This window comes from Microbacterium azadirachtae (assembly GCF_025583665.1).
GTDB lineage: Bacteria > Actinomycetota > Actinomycetes > Actinomycetales > Microbacteriaceae > Microbacterium > Microbacterium azadirachtae.
The window spans coordinates 958694-980068 of the sequence record NZ_CP099706.1 but is presented as its reverse complement, the minus strand read 5'-3'; the positions used below and the strand labels follow the sequence as shown (position 1 = coordinate 980068).

Genomic DNA, 21375 nt, shown 5'->3' with positions numbered 1-21375 from the left:
TGCGACTTCATCGTCTTTAATCACCACTTGGTCACTTAAATATCCAGCAAGGAGTTACTCTTGTCAAGATGTTTCCGAATCTTACGTGTCCACGTGGATACGCAAGGCGGAATGGTGCTCCCCCGTACCGGTCCTAGGATCATCAGCATCGGAGGAGGACGGACGTGCCCAAGATCGTTGATCACGACGAACGCCGCAATCACATCGCGGATGCGGCGACGAAGGTGATCGCCCGGGAGGGCTTCGAACGGCTCACGATGCGTCAGATCGCGGCCGAGGCCGGGTACACCCACGGCGCCATCGCCCGCTACTTCCCCACCAAGGAGAGCCTGCTGACGGCGTCGTTCGTGCGCCTCCACGTGCAGGCCAACGGACGGATCCTCACCGAGGTCGCGGGCAAGCGGGGGCTGGACGCCCTCGAGCAGATGTGCCGCGAGATCCTGCCGTTCGGCGAGCTCGGTCCCAAGTACGCCCGCGTCGTCATCGCCTTCTGGGACCACGCCTCGCAGGACACCCGCGTCACCCAGATCCACCGCGAGAACAACCAGAGATGGCGGGACCAGTTCCGCCGCTTCCTCGTCGAGGCCCGGGAGGACGGCGAGCTCGCCGCCCACATCGACATCGACACCGCGGTCGGCGAGGTCGCCTCGCGCAACGCCGGGTGGCAGATGGTGTCGGTGCTGCTGCCCGAGGCCGCGGGCGACGAGCGCATCGAGGCCGGGCTGCAGGCCCTGCTGGCGGAGCTGCGCGGCCGGGACCGCTGACGATCCCGGCCGCCGCACACTAGACCGCGTCCTCGAGTGCGAACCGAGCGCCGAACTCGCCGATCACCGCCGCGGGGGCGTTGGTGTTGCCGGTCGTGATCGTGGGCATGACCGAGGCGTCGATCACACGGAGCCCTGCGACCCCCTTGACGCGCAGACGCGGATCCACGACCGCCGCAGGATCCGACCCCATCCGGCAGGTGCCGACCTGGTGGTGGTACGTGATCGCGGTGCGGCGCACCCAGTCCTCGACATCGGCGTCCGAGACCTCCGGCCCCGGGTACGCCTCGACCGCGCCCCAGGCGTCGGCCAGCGCCGGACGCGCACCGATCCGCCGCACCTGACGCACCGATGCGGCGAGCGCTGCCAGGTCGCGGTCGTCCTCGAGGGCGGCGAGATCGATGAGCAGCGGATCGGCGGCCGACGGCCCGGAGAGCCGCAGCGTGCCGCGGCTGTAGGGCGTCACCAGCCCGGCCATGAGCGTGAAGCCGTCGCCGGGGCCGTGCGCGCCGGGGCGCGGCTCCAGCTCGCCCCACATCGGCACCGAGAAGTGGATCGGCTGAGTGTCCGGCTCGGCGAGGTCGTCGCGCGAGCGCCAGAACAGGTGCGTCTGCGTCACGGACACGCCCGGCTGCGGCGCGCCGACGGGCCGGTCGGTGGTGAAGATCACCGGTGAGAGCAGGTGATCGTGCAGATCGGCCCCGACGGCCGGGGCGTCGCGGACCACGCCGATCCCGAGCGCCTCGAGCTCCTCCCGCGGTCCGATGCCGCTGCGCAGCAGGATCGCGGGGCTGCCCAGGGCGCCGGCGGCGAGGATCACCTCGTCCGCGCGGAGCTCGGATCCGTCGCTCAGACGCACGCCCACGGCGGCGCCGTCCTCCACGATCACGGTCTCGACCTCGACGCCCGTGACGATGCGCAGGTTCGGCGCCTCCTCGATCGGCCGCACGTAGGCCATCCAGGTGTTCACGCGACGGCCGTCGCGCATCGTGACCTGCTCCTGCGAGACGCCGTCCAGCGTGCCGCCGTTGTAGTCGGGGTTGTGCTCCAGCCCCTCCTCGACGGCGGCGTCGATGATCGACTGCTGGATCGGCACGAGCGGGTAGTCGCCGGTCACCGGGAGGAGGTCGTTCTCGATCGCCGCGTACACCGGCTCGACCTGCGCCCACCCCCAGCCGGTCGCGCCCGCGGCCTCCCAGCCGTCGAAGTCGCTCGCCGCACAGCGCACCCAGATCATGGCGTTGAGCGCGTGGGATCCGCCGGTGACCTTGCCCCGGGGCAGGTGCAGGCGGCGGCCGGCCGCGTGCTCCTGCGGCACCGTGAACAGGTCCCAGTCCTCGGCGGCGTGCCACAGCTCGCCCGCCCGGGACGGGTCGTGGATCGCGGGGTTCGTGTCGTAGCCGCCGGCCTCGACGAGCGTCACGTCCCACCCGGCGTCCACGAGACGCCGGGTGACGATGCTGCCCGCGGTGCCGGCTCCCACCACGAGGACGGAGCGCGTCCCGGTCGCGTCGGACACGCCTCAGCCCTTCCGGCCGGGTCCGGAGACGACCTGCGGCACGCCGACCGACTTGAGCCCTGCCACGCCGAACTCGAGGCCGTAGCCCGAGCTCTTCACACCCCCGAAGGGCACCATCGGGTGCAGGCCGCCGTGGGAGTTGATCCACACGGTGCCGGACTGCATGCGCGTCGCCGCCTCGCGCGCGGCCTCGGGGTCGCTCGACCAGACCGAGGCGCCGAGCCCCACGTCCACGCCGTTCGCGAGCGCGAAGGCCTCGTCCACGTCGGAGTAGCGGATGATCGGCAGCGCCGGCCCGAACTGCTCCTCCTGCACGAGCGCGGCGTCGTTCGGGATGTCGGCCACGATCGTGGGGCGGTAGAAGAGCTCGCCGAGCTCCGGAGCCGCCTCGCCGCCGGTGACGATGCGGGCGCCGCGCGCCTTCGCGTCCTCGACCAGGCGCGACACGATGTCGAACTGCTGCTTGTTCTGCAGCGGTCCCAGCACGTTGCCCTCGTCGAGGCCGTTGCCGATCGGCACCTGGGCGGCGATGCCGGCGAGCGCGTCGACCACCTGGTCGTAGAGCGAGTCGTGCACGTAGAGCCGCTTCATCGCCGCGCAGGTCTGGCCGGTGTTGATGAACGCGCCCCAGAACAGGTCCTCGGCGATCGCGGCCGGGTCGGTCCCCGGCAGCACGATGCCGGCGTCGTTGCCGCCGAGCTCGAGCGTGAGGCGCGCGAGGTTGCCGGCCGAGCTCTCGATGATCTTGCGGCCCGTCGCGGTGGATCCGGTGAACATGATCTTGTCGATGTCCGGGTGCGAGGCGATCCGCGCGCCGACCTCGCGGTCGCCCGAGATGCCGATCAGCACGTCGGCGGGCAGCACGTCGTTCATCACGGCGAGCATCGCGAGCACGCTCAGCGGCGTGTACTCGCTGGGCTTGACGACCACCGTGTTGCCCATCCGCAGGGACGGGCCGATCTGCCAGATCGTGATCATGAGGGGCCAGTTCCACGGACCGATCGCGCCCACCACGCCGGCCGGCTTGTAGACGAGCTCGGCGTGCAGGTTCTCGTCGTCGACCAGCACCTCGGGCTCCAGCACCGTGGTCGCGTTCGTGCGCAGCCAGGCGGTGCAGGCGCCCAGCTCGAAGCGGGCGTTCGGGCCGTTCAGCGGCTTGCCCTGCTCGCGGGAGAGCAGGTGGGCGAGCTCCTCCGCGTGCGCGTCGATGGCGTCGGCCGCGGCGAGCAGCAGCTCGCTGCGCTTCGCGTGGCCGAGCGCGTCCCAGCCGGGCTGGGCGGCCTTGGCGCGGGCGATCGCGTCGTCCAGGTCGGCGACGGTCTGCACGGGAGCACGCCCGATGACCTCGCGCGTGGCGGCGTCGGGGATCTCCCGGCCGCTGCCCTCGGGGGCCTGGATGCGGTCGAGCAGCGCGGACGCGGCGGACATGTCGGTCATCGGTCTCTCCTTCGAGTGTGCGGACGACGATGCGTCCTCCCATTCTCGGCGGGGAGCATCGGCCGGACTTGTCATGCAGTGCACGGCGCTCGTCCAGCCGCGAAGGATCCGCCGGCTCAGGTCCGCGCGGCGGCCTCGCCGTGCCGGTCGCGGTCCGCGTCCCACGCGCCGTGGTCGGCGCCGGCCGTGCGCAGGAACACGATGATCCAGCTGAAGATCAGCACCGCGGCGATGAGCTCCACCGCGGTGAGGTTGTAGTAGCCGGTCGCGAAGAACACCCCGAGCAGCGCGATGACCAGCACGTACACCCAGCCCAGCACCACGAACACGCGCGAGATCCGGCGCAGGAGCCACGGCAGCGCGATCACGACCCCGGCGAAGCACACCGCCATGCCCGTGGCGACCGTGTTGTGCAGCAGGAAGAAGCGGTCCACGGGGAAGATCCCCACCAGCGCGAGCAGGACGCCGATGAGGATCAGGCCGACGCGCACGATCGTGCGGCCGCGCTCGTCCCGGGGCTCCGGCACCGGCAGGGCCGCGGTGGCGTAGCGGGCGATCGTGGTCACCATCACCCCGGCCACGATGAGGGTGCCGTTGAAGGCCGGCGAGGACGCGTTGCTGGACATGCCCAGCGCGGAGAGGTTGTCGCGCCACCAGTGCGGATCCGACGCCTCGAGCATCGCCGTGAGCGCCCCGATCACGAGGTAGACCGCGAGGATCAGCGAGATCGACGTGGGGCTCAGCGCGATCGCGCTGAGATAGCAGACGTAGCCGGTGAGCGCGAGCGCGACCGCGACGAGCACGGCGCCAGGGAACGGGAACACCGGGGCGTCGCGGAAGCCGGCCTCGAGCAGCGCGGCGAGGCCGAACCAGGCGAGCAGCGCGACCGCGGCGTGCGCGAGGGCGATCGCGATCAGCTCGTACCAGCGCAGCCGCTGACCGGGTGCCGCGAACCCGTCGTTCGCGGCGTCCGGGTCGCGCTTCTCCGGCGCCTCGACCGCCTCGAGGCGCAGGCCGATGCGCCCCGCGAGGAAGCTCAGCAGCGCGACCGCCGCACCGCCGTACGCGGCGACCTCGCCGACCGACCAGGCACCGGTGATCGACAGCGTGCGGTTCCAGAACACGACGGATGCGACGAGGAAGCCCAGCACGAACGCGATCGCCCCGGTCAGCAGGGCGTCGGTCTCCCGCATCTGGTGCAGCGTCGCCGCGGCGCGCGCCTCGCGCAGACGCCTGATCAGCCGGTCCCACTCGCTTCGCATTCGCCCCGCCCTCCCTGTCACGTCCACCCTAGGCGCGCGGCGACGACGAGCGTCGAGACCGCACCACGATCCGTCCGCTGCTGCCCCGATAGCCTGGGAGCATGACCCAGACCTTCCGCGCCCGCGCCGCCCTGCTCGACATGGACGGCACGCTCGTCGACTCCACCGCCGTCGTGGAGCGTCTCTGGCTGGCCTGGGCCGAGCCCCACGGGCTGGATCCCGAGTTCGTGCTGAGCGTCGTGCACGGGCGCCAGGGCCACCAGAGCATGGCGATCATGCTCCCCGACCGCCCGCACGAGGAGAACCTGGCCGAGAACCAGGCCATGCTCGAGCGGGAGAGCGGCGACGTGGACGGCGTCGTCGAGGTCCCCGGTGCCGCGGCGTTCCTGCAGGCCCTGGCGCCGTTCCCCCACGCGATCGTCACCTCGGCCGACGACCGGCTGATGCGGGCCCGCATGGGCGCGGCGGGCCTCGACGTGCCGGACGGGCCGGTCACCGCCGAGTTCGTCTCCGCCTCGAAGCCGGATCCGGAGGGCTTCCTGCTGGGCGCGACGCGGCTCGGCGTGGATCCGGCCGACTGCCTCGTCTTCGAGGACTCGGAGGCGGGGATCCAGGCCGCTCAGGCGGCGGGGATGCGCGTCATCGGCGTCGGCACGGGATCCGCGGCGCACGCCCCGGACGCCGTGGTCGCCGACCTCACGCACGTCACGATCACCCCCGACGGCGACGGCTTCCTGCTCACGCTCGACTGACCGCGCTCGGAGCGGAGTTCAGAGCGCGCCCCGGGTCTCAGCCGAGCACGGCGGCCGCGGCCGCGCGAGCCTCGACGGCGGTCGGCGCGCCGAGCGCGGCCTCCGCGGCCCGCCGGCACTCGTCCGCGGTCACCGTGCGCAGCCGCGCCGCGACGCGGGCGAGCGAGCGGGCGGTCATCGACAGGCTCGTGACCCCGAGGCCGACGAGCACCGGCGCGATCGCCGGGTCTCCCCCGGCCTCGCCGCACACGCCGACCGGCTTGCCCCGCGCGCGCCCCGCGGCACCGACCGTGCCGATCAGGCGCAGCACGGCGGGCTGCCAGGGGTCGTTGAGCGCGCCCAGCGGTGCGGACAGCCGGTCCGCGGCCATCGTGTACTGCGTGAGGTCGTTGGTGCCGAGGCTCACGAAGTCGACGACGGCGAGCATCTCGGCGGACAGCAGCGCCGCGGCGGGCGTCTCGATCATGATCCCCGCCCGCGCGATCCCTGCGGCCCGGCACGCGGCGACGAAGTCCCGCGCCTCGTCGACCGTGGCGACCATCGGCGCCATGACCTCGACCTCGGCGCCCTCCTGCGCCGCCGCGTCCGCGATCGCCGTGAGCTGATGCGAGAGCAGGGCGGGATGCGTCCTGGCGACCCGCAGCCCCCGCACGCCGAGCGCCGGGTTCTCCTCGTCCGCGCCGGTCGCGAACGGGAGGGGCTTGTCGGATCCGGCGTCGAGCGTGCGCACCACCACCGTGCGTCCGGCGAACGGCGCGAGCACGCCGCGGTAGGCCGCGACCTGCTCGGGGACGGTCGGCTCGGCCGCGCGGTCGAGGAAGCAGAACTCGGTGCGGAACAGACCGATGCCCTGTGCGCGCGCCGCAGCAGCCGCGTGTGCGTCCACGGCGCCCCCCACGTTGGCCCGCAGAGTCACGGGCGTCCCGTCGGCGAGCTGTCCGCGGCCGTCGAACTCGGGTGGATCCTCGGAGGTCGCGGCGCGCTGCCGCTCCGGCGGGTCCAGCTGCACGGTCCCGCTCTCGCCGTCGACGAGCACCACGGTCTCCGCGGGGATGGCGGTCGCTCCGGCGGCTCCGACCACCGCGGGGATGCCGAGGGCGCGCGCCAGGATCGCGGTGTGCGAGGTGGGCCCGCCCTCCTCGGTGACGAGCGCGACGCACCGGCTGCGCCCGAGAGCCGCGGTCTCCGCGGGGGCCAGATCCCGCGCCACGAGCACGAACGGCTCAGCGCGATCGGGGATCCCCGGCACGTCGGCTCCGGTGAGCCGCGCCACGAGGCGGTCGCGCACGCTGCGCACGTCGGCGACGCGCTCCGCCATGCGCCCGCCGAGGTCGCGCAGCAGCCGGGCCTGCGCCTCGGCCTCGTCCCAGACGGCACGGGCGGCGGAGACGCCCTCGGCGCGCACACGCGCGGCGGCGCCCGCGGCGAAGTCGGGATCCGCGGCGAGCAGCGCCGTCGCCTCGAGGATCTGCGCCGTCTCGCCCTCGGATCGAGCGGCGTCGGCCCGCAGCGCGGCGACGACCTCCGCCACCGCGGGGGCCAGGCGCGCCGCCTCGGCCTCGCGCCGATCCTCCGGGACCTCGTCCGCGGCAGCGGGCTCGGCGATCGCCTCGCCGAGCTGAGCCACGGGTGCCACGGCGACGCCCGGGCTGACGCCGAGCCCGTGCAGGGTCGCCCCGGGAACCAGGTCGGCCGCAGGGCTCTGCGCGGCGGCGGGCGCGCCGCTCCGTTCGTCGGTCGTGCTCGGCGCCCCGGTCGTGCTCGGCGCCTCGGTCGTGCTCGGCGCCCCATCCATCTCGCCGAAGCCGTCGTCGAACAGGGCGGCCACGCGCTCGACCGCGCCGCGCTCGCCCTCCAGCTCGACCTCGTCGCCGCGGCGCGCCCCGAAGGCGAGCAGCCGCATCATGCTCGCCGCCGGGACCGGCTCCCCCGCGGGAAGCAGCCGCAGCCGGAGCGGCGCCCCCTGCGCCGCCTGACCGATCATGGCCGCCGGGCGCGCATGCACCCCCGCGGGATTGCGCACGACGACCGTGCGCACGACCTCCCCGTCCGCCCGCGGCGCCGCCGGCATCGGCGCGGCGGCCGGCGGCTGCTGCTCGTCCTCCAGCTGGGCCGACTTCGCGACCAGCGCGCCGTTCGCCTCCGCCGCGACCGCGTCCAGGGACGCCCCCTGTGCGGCGGTCACGGCCGCGGCGAGCAGACCCTCGACGAACGGCGCCGACGCGAGCCGCACCGGCACGACGCTCGCCCTCAGTTCGAGCGCGAACTCCGCGCTCATGACCGCGGATCCGAGATCCATCAGCACGAGCACGCCGTCGCAGGTGCCGGCGAGCTCATCGATCGCCTCGGCGACCCGCGTCGCATCCGTGCCCAGGATCGGCGAGCCGTCGGCCTCCGTGCCCGCCCCCGCGGCGAGCGCGATCGGCACCCCCGCCCCGGGGACCATCTGCGCGGCGAGCTCCTGCGCGGCCTCCGCCAGCCGCAGGCTGTGCGACACGGCGACGATCCCGACGGCCCCCATCAGCGCGCTTCCCCTCTGCTCCGGGCGATCAGCCGGCGACGGCCGCGGCCAGCGTCTCGAACAGCAGCGTCGCGGAGGCGGATCCGGGATCCATGTGCCCGGCGCTGCGCTCCCCGAGGTAGCTGGCACGGCCCTTGCGGGCGACGAGCGCGATCGTGGCGTCGCGTCCGGTCGCCGCGGCCGTCGCCGCATCCGCCGTGGCGGTGCCCGCCGAGGCGCCCCCGGCGAGCGCGGCGTCCATCGCGTCGAGAGCCGGCGCCACCGCGTCGAAGAGCGTCTTGTCGCCGGCCTCCGCCTTGCCGCGCGCGACGATGCCCTCCAGCCCGGCACGCAGACCCCCCGCGAGCGCGGCAGGGTCGACGTCGCTCACGGGGCCGAGGGTCGCGCCCAGTCGCAGGAAGAACGTGCCGTACAGCGGTCCGCTCGCCCCGCCCACCGTCGAGACGAGCGTCATCCCCACGGTCTTGAACAGCTCGTCCGCCGTCGCCGGGGCGGTCTGATCCGCCTTCTCGACGGCCGCGGTCATGCCGCGCGCCATGTTCGCGCCGTGGTCGGCGTCGCCGATCGCGGAGTCGAGCTCGGTGAGCCAGTCGCGCTGGGCGACGACGGCGTCGCGGAAGCGGTGCAGCCAGTCGGTGAGGACGGTGAGCGGGATGGAGTCGGTCATGCCGGTGTTCTCCTTCGATCGGATGGTGATGCTCCCGTCGCGGGAGTCGTCGTTGCGGGCTCCGGACGGCCGCGTGCCCTGCGACGGGAGTGCGGGCGACGGGCGGGTCGGTTTCAGGCGCCCCAGCGCAGGCCGGGCGTCACCACGGGCGCGTCCCAGAGCCGGAGGAGCTCGTCGTCGGCTTTGAGCACGGTCACCGAGCAGCCGGCCATGTCGAGCGACGTGATGTAGTTGCCGACCAGGTTGCGGGCGACGCGCACTCCGGCCTTCTCCAGGAGCGTCGCCACCTCCCCGTACATGAGGTACAGCTCGATGAGCGGCGAGGCCCCCATGCCGTTGAGCATCACGATGGCCGGGGAGCCGGTGAAGTCCAGGTCCGCCAGGATCGGCTCGACCAGCTGCGCCGCGATGTCCTTCGCCGGCGCGAGCGGCACGCGGTGCCGCCCCGGCTCGCCGTGGATCCCGATGCCGATCTCCATCTGGTCGTCGGGCAGGTCGAAGGTGGGCTTCCCGGCCGCGGGCACCGTGCAGCTGGTCAGGGCCATGCCCATCGAGCGTCCCTGCCCGTTCACGCGGGCCGCGAGATCCGCGACGGCGGCGAGGTCCTGACCCTCCTCCGCCGCCGCGCCCACGATCTTCTCCAGCAGCACGGTGAGGCCCACGCCGCGACGGCCCGCGGTGTACAGGGAGTCCTGCACGGCGACGTCGTCGTCCACCACGACCGAGCGCACCTCGATGCCGTCCATCGCGGCGAGCTCGGCGCCCATCTCGAAGTTCATCACGTCGCCGGTGTAGTTCTTCACGATGTGCAGCACGCCGGCGCCGCGGTCGATCGCCTTCGTGGCGACCTGCATCTGGTCGGGGGTGGGCGAGGTGAACACCTCCCCCGCGCAGGCGGCGTCGAGCATGCCGGTGCCGACGAAGCCCCCGTGCAGCGGCTCGTGGCCGGACCCGCCGCCGGAGAGCAGCGCGACCTTGCCCTCGTCCTTGCGGGTCGCGCGCAGGATCACGCGATTCGCCGGATCGACCTCGAGCTCCGGATGCGACAGCGCGAGCCCGCGCAGGGACTCCGCGAGCACGTTCTCCGGGGCGTTGATGAGCTTCTTCATCCTGCGACCTCCTCGTTGCAGTTCTTCCGCACCATCACCGTCCGGCCGGTGCCGGAACGGGCGGATCCGTATCCGAGCCGCCTTCCTGCGTCGTGCGGCGGCAGTGAGGATCCGGCCTCTTGCGTCCTGCGTGGCCGCACTCCAGAATCGGAATGCTTTTCGTTAATGTCGAATATGCGATGAGGATGTCGGATTGTCAAGGATCTGGCTCCCGAACGCCGTCGCCGCCGAAGCCGTCGAGAAGGGAGCCGCGTCCGATGATCCAGGCCATCGATCGCGCCGCGAAGGTGCTCGAACTGCTGCAGGGCTCCCGGCACCTCGGCATCACCGATCTGGCGACCGCGCTGCAGCTGCCGCCGTCCACCGTGCACGGCATCGTGGCATCGCTGCGGGAGCACGGACTCGTCGCGAAGGAGCGCGGCGGCCAGCGGTACATGCTCGGGCCCACGCTGCTCAAGCTCTCCAGTGTGTACCTCGACACCCTCGACGTGCGTGCACGCGCCCTCCGCTGGACTCAGGACCTCGCGCGCCGCACCGGAATGGCCGTGCGGCTGGGTGCGCCGCACTTCGCCGAGGTGCTGGTCATCCACCACGTCCTCCGCCCCGACGACAGCCCGCAGATGCTGGAGACCGGGGCCGCGCTTCCCGCCCACGCCTCCGCCATGGGCAAGGTGCTGCTCGCCTACGACCTGGGCTTCCAGAGCGCGGTGTTCGCCGAGCCCCTGCTCAGCCTCACCGGCGACACCGTCACCGACCCGTCGGCACTGGCCGCCGCCCTCCCGGCGATCGCGGAGCACGGCTTCGCGACCGAGACCGACGAGGCCGTGCTCGGCGAATCGTCGCTGGCCTCGCCGATCGCGGATGCACGCGGAGACATCGTCGCCGCGGTCGCGGTCGTCTTCCCGAGCGCCGACGGCCCCGCACCGGACGCGGTGCTGCACGCCCTGCGCGACACGGCGCGCAACATCTCGCGGGAGCTCGGCGCGACGGCCTGGCCGCCGCGGATCGCTCCTGCCGACGGTTAGAGACGGTAGCGGTAGGCGAGCAGATCAAGGATCCGCTCGCCGCCGATCCACAGCCCGTCGTTCTCCGGCGCACGGTCGAAGCCCAGCGTCTCGTACAGCCGGTGCGCGCCGTGCATCGCGGGCCCGGTCTTCAGCGCGACCGCGTCGAAGCCGTCGGCCCCGGCCTGCCGGATCGCGTGCCGCATGAGCGCCGCACCGATGCCCTGTCGCCGCGCGTCCGGCGCCACGGCGAGCAGCCGCAGATCGGCGTCGCCGTCGCCGAAGTCCTCGTGCAGCGGATCCCCGCCGGCGCGTCGCGTGGTGACGCTGCCGAGGATCCCGCCGTCCGCCCCGGTCGCGATCCACACGTCGAACCCCTCGGCGCGCACCGCGGATCGGTGCATCGGGTCGCCGCCGCCGCTCGCGCCGTAGTCGTGCGCGTACGCGGCGTCGACCACGCGGTCGATCTCGGCGTACTCCGACGGATCGGCGCGACGGATCAGCGGGGTCGCGGCGGCGGCGGCGCCGAGGGGGCGCAGCGGTCGGGCGTCGGTGGTCACAGGCATGCCTTTCGGATCCGGGGATCGATCAGCAGGTTAGGCGCCTGTGACAGCGCGGGCGCAGCCGGGGTCCTCGTCTTACCGGCTGTTGCAGAACATGTCGGAGCGGGAATGCGTCCGCCCGACCCGCGATCCTGCTCAGGCCGTGGGCGGAAGGCCCTGGTCCTCCTCGCGGACCGTGCCCTTGGCCGACCACGGGAAGTCGATCCAGCGATCGGTGTCCTTCCACGCGTAGTCGGGCTGGATGATCGTGGTGGGCTTCGTGTAGATCGTGACGGAGCGCACGTCGGCGCCCTTCTCCTTGAGCAGCTCGACCGCGAGGGCGAGCGTGCGCCCGGAGTCGGCGACGTCGTCGACGAGCAGCACGCGGCGCCCGTCGAGGTACTCCATGTCGAGCGCCGGGGGCAGCACCTCCGGCGCGTCCAGCACGGTGCCGATGCCGGTGTAGAACTCGACGTTGATCGCGCCGCAGTTCTTCGCACCGAGGCCGTACGCGATCGCGCCCGCCGGCAGCAGGCCTCCGCGGGCGATCGCGACGACCACCTCGGTCTCGAAGCCCGAATCGAGGACCGTGCGGGCCAGATCCCGCATCGCCTCGCCGAAACCGTCCCAGGTGAGCACTTCGCGCTCGATCGCCGTGTCCGTCATGGATCCATTCTGCCGTGCGATCAGTCCGGGCAGAACCACGGATCCCGTGCGGGCGCGGGGGATCCGTTCACCGCTGGTCGAAGTCCTCGAAGATGAGCGTGGTGCGTGTCGAACGCACCGCGGGGATCGCCTGGATGTCCTCCAGCACGATGCGGCGGAGGTCGCGCGCATCGCTCGCGCGCACGAGCAGGATCACGTCGAAGTCGCCGCCGACGAGGGCCATGTGCTCGATCTCGGGGATGCGCTGCAGCCGCTCCTGCACCTCCTGCCATGCGGGCTGCTCGAGCGAGAGCATGACGTAGGCGGACGCGTGGTGCCCGAGCAGCACCGGATCCGTGCGCACGGTGTACCCCGTGATGACGCCCGAATCGGTGAGCCGCTTGATGCGCGCGTGCGCCCCCGCCCGCGAGATGTGCACGGCCTCGGCGATGCCGGTCATCGAGGCACGCGCGTCGCGTCGCAGCTCGTCGAGGATCGCGCGGTCGACGTCGTCCAGCTCCGCCATGTGAACACCCTCCTGCGTACGCCGCCTCGCGTGCATGCCGCGTTGACACTCTGCACCATCATGACGCCTTGGTTGAGCAATCGTCCAGAACTGGATGGATCCTGTTGGACGACTGATCCCTGCGACGCACACTGGAGACATCACGTTCGGCAAGGAAGGCGGACCCGATGCAGCAGACGACGCCCGCGATGAGCCCCCCGCGCGACGAGGATCCCCGCGCGCTGCTCCCCCGCGACGAGCCGGTGCGGCTCATCGACGAGACCGGCGCCGCGCACGGCGACGCCGACTACCCGATGCCCGCCGACGAGCTGCTCGGGCGCGCCTACCGGGGTCTCGTCGAGGGCCGCCGCATCAACGACCAGGCGAACGCCCTGGTGCGCCAGGGACGCCTGGCGGTGTATCCGTCGTCGCACGGGCAGGAGGCGTGCCAGATCGCCGCGTCGCTGGTGCTCGGCGAGCACGACTGGCTCTTCCCCACCTACCGCGACTCCGTGGCGGTGATCGCGCGCGGCGTCTCCCCGGCCGACGCCATGGTGCTGCTCAAGGGCGACTGGCACTCGGGGTACGACCCGCACGAGCACCGCGTCGCCCCGCAGACCACACCGCTGGCGACCCAGCTCCTGCACGCGGTGGGCTTCGCGCAGGCGGCCAAGCACCGCGGCGAGGACACCGTGGTGCTCGCGCTGTGCGGCGACGGATCCACGAGCGAGGGCGACTTCCACGAGGCGCTGAACTTCGCCGCGGTCTTCCATGTGCCCGTCGTCTTCTTCGTGCAGAACAACGAGTTCGCGATCTCGGTGCCCCTGAGCCGGCAGACCGCGGCGCCCTCGCTCGCGCACAAGGCGATCGGCTACGGCGTGCCCGGACAGCGCGTGGACGGCAACGACGTCGCCGCGCTCCTCGCCGTACTGGGCGAGGCCGTGGACCGCGCCAGGGCGGGCGGCGGCCCGTCGCTGATCGAGGCGCACACTTATCGCATGCAGGCCCACACGAACGCGGACGACGACACCCGCTACCGCGAGCGCGCCGAGGTGCAGGCATGGGTGGCGAAGGATCCGCTGACGCGCCTGCGCGCGCACCTCACCGCGCGCGGCCTGCTGGACGACGCCCGGGAGCAGGAGCTCGCCGACGGCGCCGAGACGATCGCCGCCGCCCTCCGCGACGCGCTCAACACCGACGCGGACCTCGACCCGGAGGACCTGTTCCGGTTCGTGCACAGCGCCCGCACCCCGCAGCTGCAGGAGCAGTGGCATCGGCTGCGCGACGAGCTGGAGAGATCCGCCGCGTCCACCGAAGGAGGAGACCGATGACCATCGCGCACGAGGACGTCCGCACCGACGCCGCCGTCGCCGCGCAGCTCCGCACGCCCACGATCCAGGTCATGACCATGGCGTCCGCGCTCAACCGCGCCCTCGCCGACGCAATCGAGGCCGACCCCGAGGTCGTCGTCTTCGGCGAGGACGTCGGAGCCCTCGGCGGCGTCTTCCGCATCACCGACGGCCTCACCGAGCGCTACGGCGAGGACCGCTGCTTCGACACCCCGCTCGCCGAATCGGGCATCATCGGCACCGCGGTGGGCATGGCGATGAACGGGATGCGCCCGGTGGTCGAGATGCAGTTCGACGCCTTCGCGCTCCCGGCGTTCGAGCAGGTCGTCAGCCACGTCGCCAAACTCGGCAACCGCACGCGCGGCACGATGCGGATGCCGATGGTCATCCGCATCCCCACCGGCGGCGGCATCGGCGGTGTCGAGCACCACTGCGACTCGTCCGAGGCCTACTACGCGCACACGCCCGGCCTGACCGTGGTGTGCCCCTCGACGCCGCAGGACGCGTACTCGCTGCTGCGCGCGGCGATCGCGTCACCGGATCCGGTGGTCTTCCTCGAACCCAAGAAGCTGTACTGGACCAAGGGCGAGGTGGACACCTCGATCGTCGGCGAGATCGGATCCGCCCGCATCGCCCGCGAGGGCACCGACGTCACCCTCATCTCCTACGGCGCCTCCGTCGCGACCTGCCTCGAGGCCGCCGAGATCGCCGCCGGCGAGGGCCGCAGCGTGCAGGTGGTCGACGTGCGCACCCTCACCCCGCTCGACGACGCCGCGATCACCACCGCGGTGCGCGCGACCGGCCGCGCCGTGGTCGTCGCCGAGGCGCCGGGCTACGCGAGCGTGGCCAGCGAGATCCAGTCCCGGGTGTTCGAGCGCTGCTTCGAGTTCCTGGAGGCGCCCGTGCGCAAGGTCACGGGGTTCGACACCCCGTACGCGCCGCCGAAGTTCGAGCACTGGTACCTGCCCGACGCCGACCGCGTGCTGGACGCGATCGACACGCTGCACTGGCTCGACGAGCACGGGGAGGAATCGTGAGCACCGCGACGACGAAGGTGTTCCGCCTGCCCGACCTCGGCGAGGGCCTCACCGAGGCCGGCCTCGTGCAGTGGCTCGTGCAGGTGGGCGACACGATCCGCACCGACCAGCCCATCGCCGAGGTGGAGACCGCGAAGAGCGTCGTCGAGCTGCCGTCGCCCTTCGCCGGCGTCGTCCTGGCGCTGCACGGCGAGCCCGGGGAGACCATCGACGTCGGCGCTCCGGTGCTCGAGGTCGCGGATCCCGATGCCCCGGCCGGTGCCTCCGGCGGCGAGGTGGAGAAGGAGTCGTATCGCGCCGAGGAGCGCGCCGGGTCCGGATCCGGGAACGTGCTGATCGGCTACGGCACCACCGAGCGCGCGGGTTCGGGCCGCCGTCGCGCGCGCCGCACGGCCGGCCCCGTACGCGGGCAGGGCGGTCCTGCGGGGCGGCCGGGCCCGTCCGATTCCGCTGCGTTGCCGGTCCTCGAGCGACCGGACGGTCCTGCAGAGCCCGCCCCGGGTCCGGTCGCCGTGCGCTCGCCCATCGTCCGCCGCCTCGCGCGCGACCTCGGCCTCGACGTGCGCCGCATCACTCCGAGCGGTTCCGACGGCGCCGTCACCCGGGCGGATGTGCTGCGCGCCGCGGTCGACCAGGCCGTGGACGGGATCTCCCTGCACGCGCTCGGCGCCCCGGACGGCACCGCCGTCGCGAGCGTCGACGGGCTCGCCGTGGTGTCGCGCGAGCGGATGTCCCCGCTGCGCAAGGCCGTGAGCGCCAAGCTCACCCGCAGCAGGGCGGAGATCCCCGAGGCGACGGTGTGGGTCGACGTGGACGTCACGGAGCTGTGGAACCTGCGCGCCGCGATGGCGCCCGCCGACGGCCGCGCGCCGTCGCTCACCGCCCTCGTCGCGCGATTCGTGCTCATCGCGCTCGCCGAGCACCCGCTGCTGGCGGCGCGGCTCAGCGACGACGCGGGCGAGATCGTCTCGTTCGACGGCGTGAACCTCGGCGTCGCGGCCGACACCGACCGCGGCCTGATGGTGCCCGTGATCCCGCGCGCGCACGAGCTGAGCATCGACGAGCTCGACGCGGCGCTGCGCGAGCTGGCGGCGACCGCGCGTGCCGGATCCATGCCTCCGGACCGCCTGCGCGGGTCGACGTTCACGCTGAACAACTACGGCGGCCTGGGCGTCGACGGATCCGCGGCGATCATCAACCATCCCGATGTCGCGATCCTCGGCATCGGACGCATGATCGAGAGGCCCTGGGTCGTCGACGGCGCGATCGTCGCCCGCCGCATCGCGCAGCTCTCCCTCGTCTTCGACCACCGGGTGTGCGACGGCGGATACGCCGCCTCGTTCCTGCGCCGCGTGGTCGAGCTGCTCGAGCATCCCGCCCGGGCGTTCGGCCGGGTGCGCTGACGCGGATGGCCCGGTCCTCGGGCGCGCCCGGATAGGCTCGCCCGGGGAGACGGCACCGGAGGGGGCGTGATCCGATGATCGGCCGAGAGCTCGCACTCGCCCTGCGCCACGCGGGGCTCGTCTGGCACCCCGCCGCGGGCGACCGCTTCCAGCTCGATCTCCCGGACGAGGTGGAGCTCGAGGTCGAGGCCGAGGTGTTCCTCGTGAGTCCCATGACGATCGAGCCGCGCACGACGCCGACCGGCACGATCATCGCGTTCAACGGCACGACCGAGTGGGCGCTCGACGCGGTCGCGCTCGGCGACGCCGTCTGGCTGCCGCGCGAGGATCAGCTCCGCGAGCTGCTGCGCGGCACCTTCCGGCGCCTCGAGCGGATCCGCGACGCCTTCCGCGTCGAGATCGAGATCGGCGGCGAGACCCTGACGTTCGAGCACCCGGATCCGTCCGAGGCGTACGGGCGGGCGCTGCTGGCGCTCATCCGGCGTTCGGCCTGAGCCGCCCGCTCCGCCGATGTCCGAGGCCGGTGCGAGAATTCCCGCATGAGGCTCGCAGAGGTCGTCCGCACGACCGCCGAGGTCGCCGCCACGTCGTCCCGGCTCGCCAAGATCGACGCCCTGGCACAGCTGCTGCAGGGCGCCGCCCCGGAGGACATCGTCCCGGTCATGGGGCTGCTCCTCGCCGCGCCGCGGCAGGGACGTCTCGGAGTCGGCTGGCGCGGGCTCATGGCCGTCGACGTCGCGCACGCCGCGGAGCCGGTGCTCACGATCGCGGATGTCGACCGGACGCTCGACGAGCTGGCAGCCGTCTCCGGATCCGGATCCGCGGCCGCGCGCGCCGGTCTGCTGGGAGACCTGGCGACGCGCGCGACGGCGGAGGAATGGGATCTCCTCGCGCGGGCGATGCTCGGGGAGCTGCGCACCGGGGCGCTGGCGGGCCTGCTGCTCGACGCCGTCGCGAAGGCATCCGATCGCCCCGTCGCCTCCGTGCGCCGGGCCGCGATGCTCTCCGGCGACCTGGGGGCGACCGCCGTCCTCGCCCTCACCGGCACGGCGGAGGAGCTCGACACGGTCGGCCTCGCCGTGGGGCGCCCGGTGCTGCCCATGCTCGCGGCGAGTGCCGCCACGCCGACGGCCGCACTCGAGATCACCGGCGAGGCCTCGGTCGAGTACAAGCTCGACGGCGCTCGCATCCAGGTGCACCGTCACGGCGACGAGGTCGGCGTCTACACGCGCAGCCTCGCCGACGTCACGCACCGGCTCCCCGAGATCGTCGAGATCGTGCGCGCACTGCCCGCGCACGACCTCATCCTCGACGGGGAGACGCTGTCGCTCGACGAGGACGGCGGCCCGCGACCGTTCCAGCAGACGATGTCCCGCTTCGGCGCCGACGTGTCGCGCGAGCTCGTGCTGAGGCCGTGGTTCTTCGACGTCCTGCACGTCGACGGGCGCGACCTCATCGACGAGCCGCTCTCGGTGCGCCTCGCCGAGCTCGACCGCATCGCCGGCGACTGGCGGATGCCCGGCGTGGTCACCGCGGATCCCGAGACGGCGGAGCAGCTGTCCCGCGATGCGCTGGCCGCGGGGCACGAGGGCGTGGTCGTGAAGGCCGTCGGATCCCCGTACACCGCGGGCCGGCGCGGCAAGAGCTGGGTCAAGGTCAAGCCGGTGCTCACCTACGACCTGGTCGTGCTCGGCGTCGAGTGGGGGTCGGGACGGCGGCGCGGCCTGCTCTCCAACCTGCACCTGGGCGCCCGCGACCCGGAGGGCGAGTTCGGCGACCCCGGCGGCTTCGTCATGGTCGGCAAGACCTTCAAGGGACTCACCGACGAGCTGCTGCGCTGGCAGACCGAGACATTCCCCGCGCTCGAGACGCGCCGCACCGCCTCCGCACTGTTCCTGCGCCCCGAGATCGTCGTCGAGATCGCCATCGACGGCGTGCAGCACTCGCCGCGCTACCCCGGCGGCATCGCGCTGCGCTTCGCCCGCGTGAAGCGCTATCGCCCCGACAAGACCGCCGCCGAGGCGGACACGATCCAGACCCTGCGCGCCCTGCGGCGCGAGTGATCCGCAGGGGCTGCGCCCCTCGGCCCGGGATCGGCCGGCGGCCGCGGCCGCGATAGAATCTCCAGGTCCGGCGCCCGCGCGTCATCCGCATCCCGCGCGCCGGTGCTCGAAAAAGGGGCACGAAGCCCGCAGCGCGACCCGCCGACGACGGCGGGCAGGCGCTCCGGCGAGACACATACGGATCCGTTTCCGTTGTCGTCTCGAAAGGACGTTCCGCATGTCCACCGTCTCCGCCCACGTCGCCCTCACCCTCGCCCAGCACATCGACGCCGTCTTCGGCGTGATGGGAAACGGCAACGCCTACTTCCTCGATGCGATCGAGAAGCAGACCGGCGCCGCGTTCACCGCCGTCCGGCACGAGCAGGGGGCGGTCGTCGCCGCCGACGCGCACTATCGCGCGTCGGGACGCATCGCCGCCGCGACCAGCACCTACGGCGCCGGCTTCACGAACACGCTCACCGCCCTCGCCGAGTCGGTGCAGGCGCACATCCCCCTGGTCCTCGTCGTCGGCGACGAGCCGACGAGCGGGCCCCGTCCGTGGGACGTCGACCAGATCGCGCTGGCCTCGGGCGTCGGCGCCCGCACCTACACGGTGGGCCGGGCCGACGCGGCCGCGACCACGGTCATCGCGATCGAGCACGCCCTCACCTACCGGGTGCCCGTGGTCCTGGCCATCCCGTACGACGTCGCCGCCCTCGAGGCGGGCGAGGTCCCGGCCGCACCGGCGCCGCGGGTGCCTGCGCCGCTGGCCCCCCGGGGCGAGTTCGCCGAGGGCATGCTCGACCGGATCGCCACGGCGCTGCGCACGGCGGAGCGCCCGTTCCTGCTCGCCGGCCGCGGCGCCTGGCTCGCCGGCGCGGGCGATGCGCTGGGAGCGCTCGCCGACGCGACCGGCGCTCTCACCGCCTCCTCCGCGCTCGGCCGCGGGGTGTTCCCCGACCAGCGCTACGACCTCGGCGTGACCGGCGGCTTCGGCGCCGAGGGCGCGATGGAGCTCGTCCGCACCGCCGATGTCGCGGTCGTGTTCGGCGCGTCCCTCAACCAGTTCACGATGCGGTTCGGCGACCTGTTCGCCCCCGGCACGCAGGTGTTCCAGATCGATGTGGCCCCCGCGGCCACCCACGCCCACGTCGGCGGCTTCGTGCGGGCCGACGCCCGGCTCGCGGCCGAGGAACTGGTGGCCCGCCTCGCCGGCGCCCCGGGCTCGGGGTGGCGCGAGAGCGTCGACGTCGCCGCCGCCCGTGCCTACGAGACCGGAGACCCGGCCGCCCCCGACGGGCGTCTCGACCCCCGCTCCACCGCGCGCCGTATCGCCGACCTGCTCCCCGAGGACCGCGTCGTGGTCTCGGACGGCGGGCACTTCATCGGGTGGGCGAACATGTACTGGCCGGTCGCCTCGCCCGACCGGATGATGATGATCGGCACCGCGTTCCAGGCCATCGGCCAGGGCTGGCCCAGCGTGGTCGGCGCGACCCGCGCCCGCCCGGAGGCGACCGTCGTGCTCACCTCCGGCGACGGCGGGGGCCTCATGGCGATCGCCGACCTGGAGTCGGCCGTGCGCTCCGCCGGCGGGCGCGGTCTCGCCGTGATCTGGAACGACGCGGCCTACGGCGCCGAGGTGAACCTGTACGGGCTCAAGGGCCTCGCCCGTGAGCCGATGCTGATCCCCCAGGTCGACTTCGCCGCCTTCGCTGCGGCCGTGGGCGCGGAGGGCGTCGCGGTGCGCACGCTCGCCGACCTGGACCGGCTCGCCTCCTGGACGGCCGAGGATCCCGCCACGCGCCGGTTCCTCGTGCTCGATCTGCGCATCTCGGGCGACGTGATCGCGCCGTACCAGCAGGAGATCATCCGCGTGAACTCCTGAGTCGCTGGCCGGATCGGATCCGGTCCCGCGACTGCGCGCTCCCCCTAGGCTCGAGCCATGAGCTCTGAGCCGTCGCCCCGGATCCTGCGTTACGCCGCGTTCGCCGACGCCCCCGGCGGGGGCAACCCTGCAGGGATCGTCCTCGACGCGGAGGCGCTGGCCGACGCGGACATGCGCAGGATCGCGGCCGAGGTGGGCTACCCCGAGACCGCGTTCCTGCGGGGCACGGAGACCGTCGACGGCGTCCGCCGGCATCGTCTCCGGTATTGGTCGCCCGAGGAGGAGGTGCCCTTCTGCGGGCACGCGACCGTCGCGACGGCCGTGGTGCTCGCCGAACGCGACGGGGCGGGCGCCATGGTGTTCGACACCCCGGCCGGCGAGGTGGCGATCATCGCGTCCGACGTCGACGGGGCGATCGCGGTGTCGTTCACCAGCGTCGAGCCGGTCGCGCGGGAGCTGGATCCGGCGGTGCTCGATCGCACCCTCGGCCTGCTCTCGCTGCGCGTCGACGACCTTCATCCGGCCTACCCGCCGCGCGAGTCGTTCGCGGGCAACCGGCACCCGATCCTGGTGCTCGAGGATCCGGAGATCTTCCACCAGTTCCGGTTCGCGCCGGATCCGGTCGCCGCGCTGATGCGGGAGCAGGGCTGGACCGGGACCGTGACCGTGCTGCTCCCCCTCGCCGACGACGAGTTCGCCGCCCGCAACATCTTCCCCGTCGCGCGCATCACGGAGGATCCCGCCACAGGATCCGCCGCGGCAGCCACCGGCGCCTACCTGCGGGCGATCGGCCGCGTGCCGGCGTCGCGCACCCTGCGGATCCATCAGGGTGCGCACGTCGGCCGCCCGAGCCTGCTCACCGTCGAGGTCCCGGAGACCGGCGGGATCGTCGTCACCGGCGGGGCAGCGCCGATCGGCTGATCAGCCACGCT

The 21375-nt window shown here is 73.2% G+C and carries 19 protein-coding genes and 1 pseudogene; 10 read left to right on the top strand and 10 right to left on the bottom strand.

Annotated features, from left to right (window positions below; genetic code table 11):
* The first annotated feature begins 164 nt into the window (after positions 1-164).
* Positions 165-764: a TetR/AcrR family transcriptional regulator gene (locus tag NFX31_RS04590; RefSeq protein WP_045249108.1), complete on the top strand. Its 600-nt coding sequence runs from the start codon at positions 165-167 to the stop codon at positions 762-764.
* 19 nt (positions 765-783) lie between these two features.
* Here NFX31_RS04590 and NFX31_RS04585 read toward each other — a convergent pair whose 3' ends face one another.
* The 3 genes from NFX31_RS04585 to NFX31_RS04575 all read right to left on the bottom strand — a co-directional run bounded on the left by NFX31_RS04585 (position 784) and on the right by NFX31_RS04575 (position 4982).
* Positions 784-2283, bottom strand: a complete 1500-nt coding sequence (locus tag NFX31_RS04585) for a GMC family oxidoreductase (RefSeq protein WP_045249107.1) — start codon at positions 2281-2283, stop codon at positions 784-786.
* A gap of 3 nt (positions 2284-2286) precedes the next feature.
* On the bottom strand, positions 2287-3711 hold the full coding sequence (locus NFX31_RS04580) for an aldehyde dehydrogenase family protein (RefSeq protein WP_045249126.1): 1425 nt from the start codon (positions 3709-3711) through the stop codon (positions 2287-2289).
* A 125-nt stretch (positions 3712-3836) separates the two neighbouring features.
* Positions 3837-4982 carry a DUF998 domain-containing protein gene (locus tag NFX31_RS04575; RefSeq protein ID WP_091481158.1) on the bottom strand — a complete coding sequence of 382 codons (1146 nt, stop codon included), beginning with the start codon at positions 4980-4982 and terminating at the stop codon, positions 3837-3839.
* Between the two features lie 101 nt (positions 4983-5083).
* On the opposite strand from NFX31_RS04575, the gene NFX31_RS04570 reads away from it, so the two are divergent.
* Positions 5084-5734 (top strand): HAD-IA family hydrolase, encoded by a 651-nt coding sequence (locus NFX31_RS04570; protein ID WP_045249105.1) that lies wholly within the window; start codon positions 5084-5086, stop codon positions 5732-5734.
* Positions 5735-5771: 37 nt separating this feature from the next.
* Here NFX31_RS04570 and ptsP read toward each other — a convergent pair whose 3' ends face one another.
* The 4 genes and pseudogenes from ptsP to dhaK form a co-directional block, all read right to left on the bottom strand.
* A complete protein-coding gene (gene ptsP, locus NFX31_RS04565) occupies positions 5772-7421 on the bottom strand; it encodes a phosphoenolpyruvate--protein phosphotransferase (RefSeq protein WP_374700616.1) in 1650 nt (549 codons plus the stop codon).
* Positions 7422-7607: 186 nt separating this feature from the next.
* A pseudogene (gene dhaM, locus NFX31_RS17500) lies at positions 7608-8255 on the bottom strand (dihydroxyacetone kinase phosphoryl donor subunit DhaM); the annotation flags it as partial.
* A 28-nt stretch (positions 8256-8283) separates the two neighbouring features.
* Entirely contained in the window at positions 8284-8922 is a 639-nt protein-coding gene (gene dhaL, locus NFX31_RS04560) for a dihydroxyacetone kinase subunit DhaL (protein ID WP_262956891.1), read from the bottom strand.
* Positions 8923-9035: 113 nt separating this feature from the next.
* Complete coding sequence (gene dhaK / locus NFX31_RS04555) at positions 9036-10031, bottom strand: dihydroxyacetone kinase subunit DhaK (RefSeq protein ID WP_262956890.1); 996 nt, start codon at positions 10029-10031, stop codon at positions 9036-9038.
* A gap of 257 nt (positions 10032-10288) precedes the next feature.
* Here dhaK and NFX31_RS04550 point away from each other — a divergent pair, with 257 nt between their 5' ends.
* Positions 10289-11056: an IclR family transcriptional regulator gene (locus NFX31_RS04550; protein WP_091481175.1), complete on the top strand. Its 768-nt coding sequence runs from the start codon at positions 10289-10291 to the stop codon at positions 11054-11056.
* Here the strand turns inward: NFX31_RS04550 and NFX31_RS04545 are convergent.
* The 3 genes from NFX31_RS04545 to NFX31_RS04535 form a co-directional block, all read right to left on the bottom strand.
* Complete coding sequence (locus NFX31_RS04545; protein WP_175491325.1) at positions 11053-11595, bottom strand: GNAT family N-acetyltransferase; 543 nt, start codon at positions 11593-11595, stop codon at positions 11053-11055. The genes NFX31_RS04550 and NFX31_RS04545 overlap by 4 nt on opposite strands.
* Before the next feature lie 138 nt (positions 11596-11733).
* Positions 11734-12243 carry a phosphoribosyltransferase gene (locus NFX31_RS04540; protein ID WP_045249486.1) on the bottom strand — a complete coding sequence of 170 codons (510 nt, stop codon included), beginning with the start codon at positions 12241-12243 and terminating at the stop codon, positions 11734-11736.
* Between the two features lie 67 nt (positions 12244-12310).
* Positions 12311-12748: an Lrp/AsnC family transcriptional regulator gene (locus NFX31_RS04535; RefSeq protein WP_175491326.1), complete on the bottom strand. Its 438-nt coding sequence runs from the start codon at positions 12746-12748 to the stop codon at positions 12311-12313.
* Positions 12749-12915: 167 nt separating this feature from the next.
* On the opposite strand from NFX31_RS04535, the gene pdhA reads away from it, so the two are divergent.
* The 7 genes from pdhA to NFX31_RS04500 all read left to right on the top strand — a co-directional run bounded on the left by pdhA (position 12916) and on the right by NFX31_RS04500 (position 21364).
* Positions 12916-14058: a pyruvate dehydrogenase (acetyl-transferring) E1 component subunit alpha gene (gene pdhA, locus NFX31_RS04530; RefSeq protein WP_262956889.1), complete on the top strand. Its 1143-nt coding sequence runs from the start codon at positions 12916-12918 to the stop codon at positions 14056-14058.
* A 71-nt stretch (positions 14059-14129) separates the two neighbouring features.
* The gene (locus tag NFX31_RS04525) at positions 14130-15113 is read left to right on the top strand and encodes an alpha-ketoacid dehydrogenase subunit beta (protein ID WP_262957251.1); all 984 of its coding nucleotides are present in this window, start codon (positions 14130-14132) and stop codon (positions 15111-15113) included.
* Complete coding sequence (locus tag NFX31_RS04520) at positions 15110-16516, top strand: dihydrolipoamide acetyltransferase family protein (protein WP_338101492.1); 1407 nt, start codon at positions 15110-15112, stop codon at positions 16514-16516. The genes NFX31_RS04525 and NFX31_RS04520 overlap by 4 nt, the downstream gene beginning before the upstream one ends.
* A gap of 74 nt (positions 16517-16590) precedes the next feature.
* Positions 16591-17010, top strand: coding sequence for a hypothetical protein (locus NFX31_RS04515; protein ID WP_045249483.1), 420 nt, complete (start codon positions 16591-16593; stop codon positions 17008-17010).
* 45 nt (positions 17011-17055) lie between these two features.
* The gene (locus NFX31_RS04510) at positions 17056-18579 is read left to right on the top strand and encodes an ATP-dependent DNA ligase (protein WP_262956888.1); all 1524 of its coding nucleotides are present in this window, start codon (positions 17056-17058) and stop codon (positions 18577-18579) included.
* A 217-nt stretch (positions 18580-18796) separates the two neighbouring features.
* Positions 18797-20443 (top strand): thiamine pyrophosphate-binding protein, encoded by a 1647-nt coding sequence (locus NFX31_RS04505; RefSeq protein WP_262956887.1) that lies wholly within the window; start codon positions 18797-18799, stop codon positions 20441-20443.
* 57 nt (positions 20444-20500) lie between these two features.
* Positions 20501-21364, top strand: coding sequence for a PhzF family phenazine biosynthesis protein (locus NFX31_RS04500; RefSeq protein ID WP_262956886.1), 864 nt, complete (start codon positions 20501-20503; stop codon positions 21362-21364).
* Positions 21365-21375 lie beyond the last annotated feature (11 nt).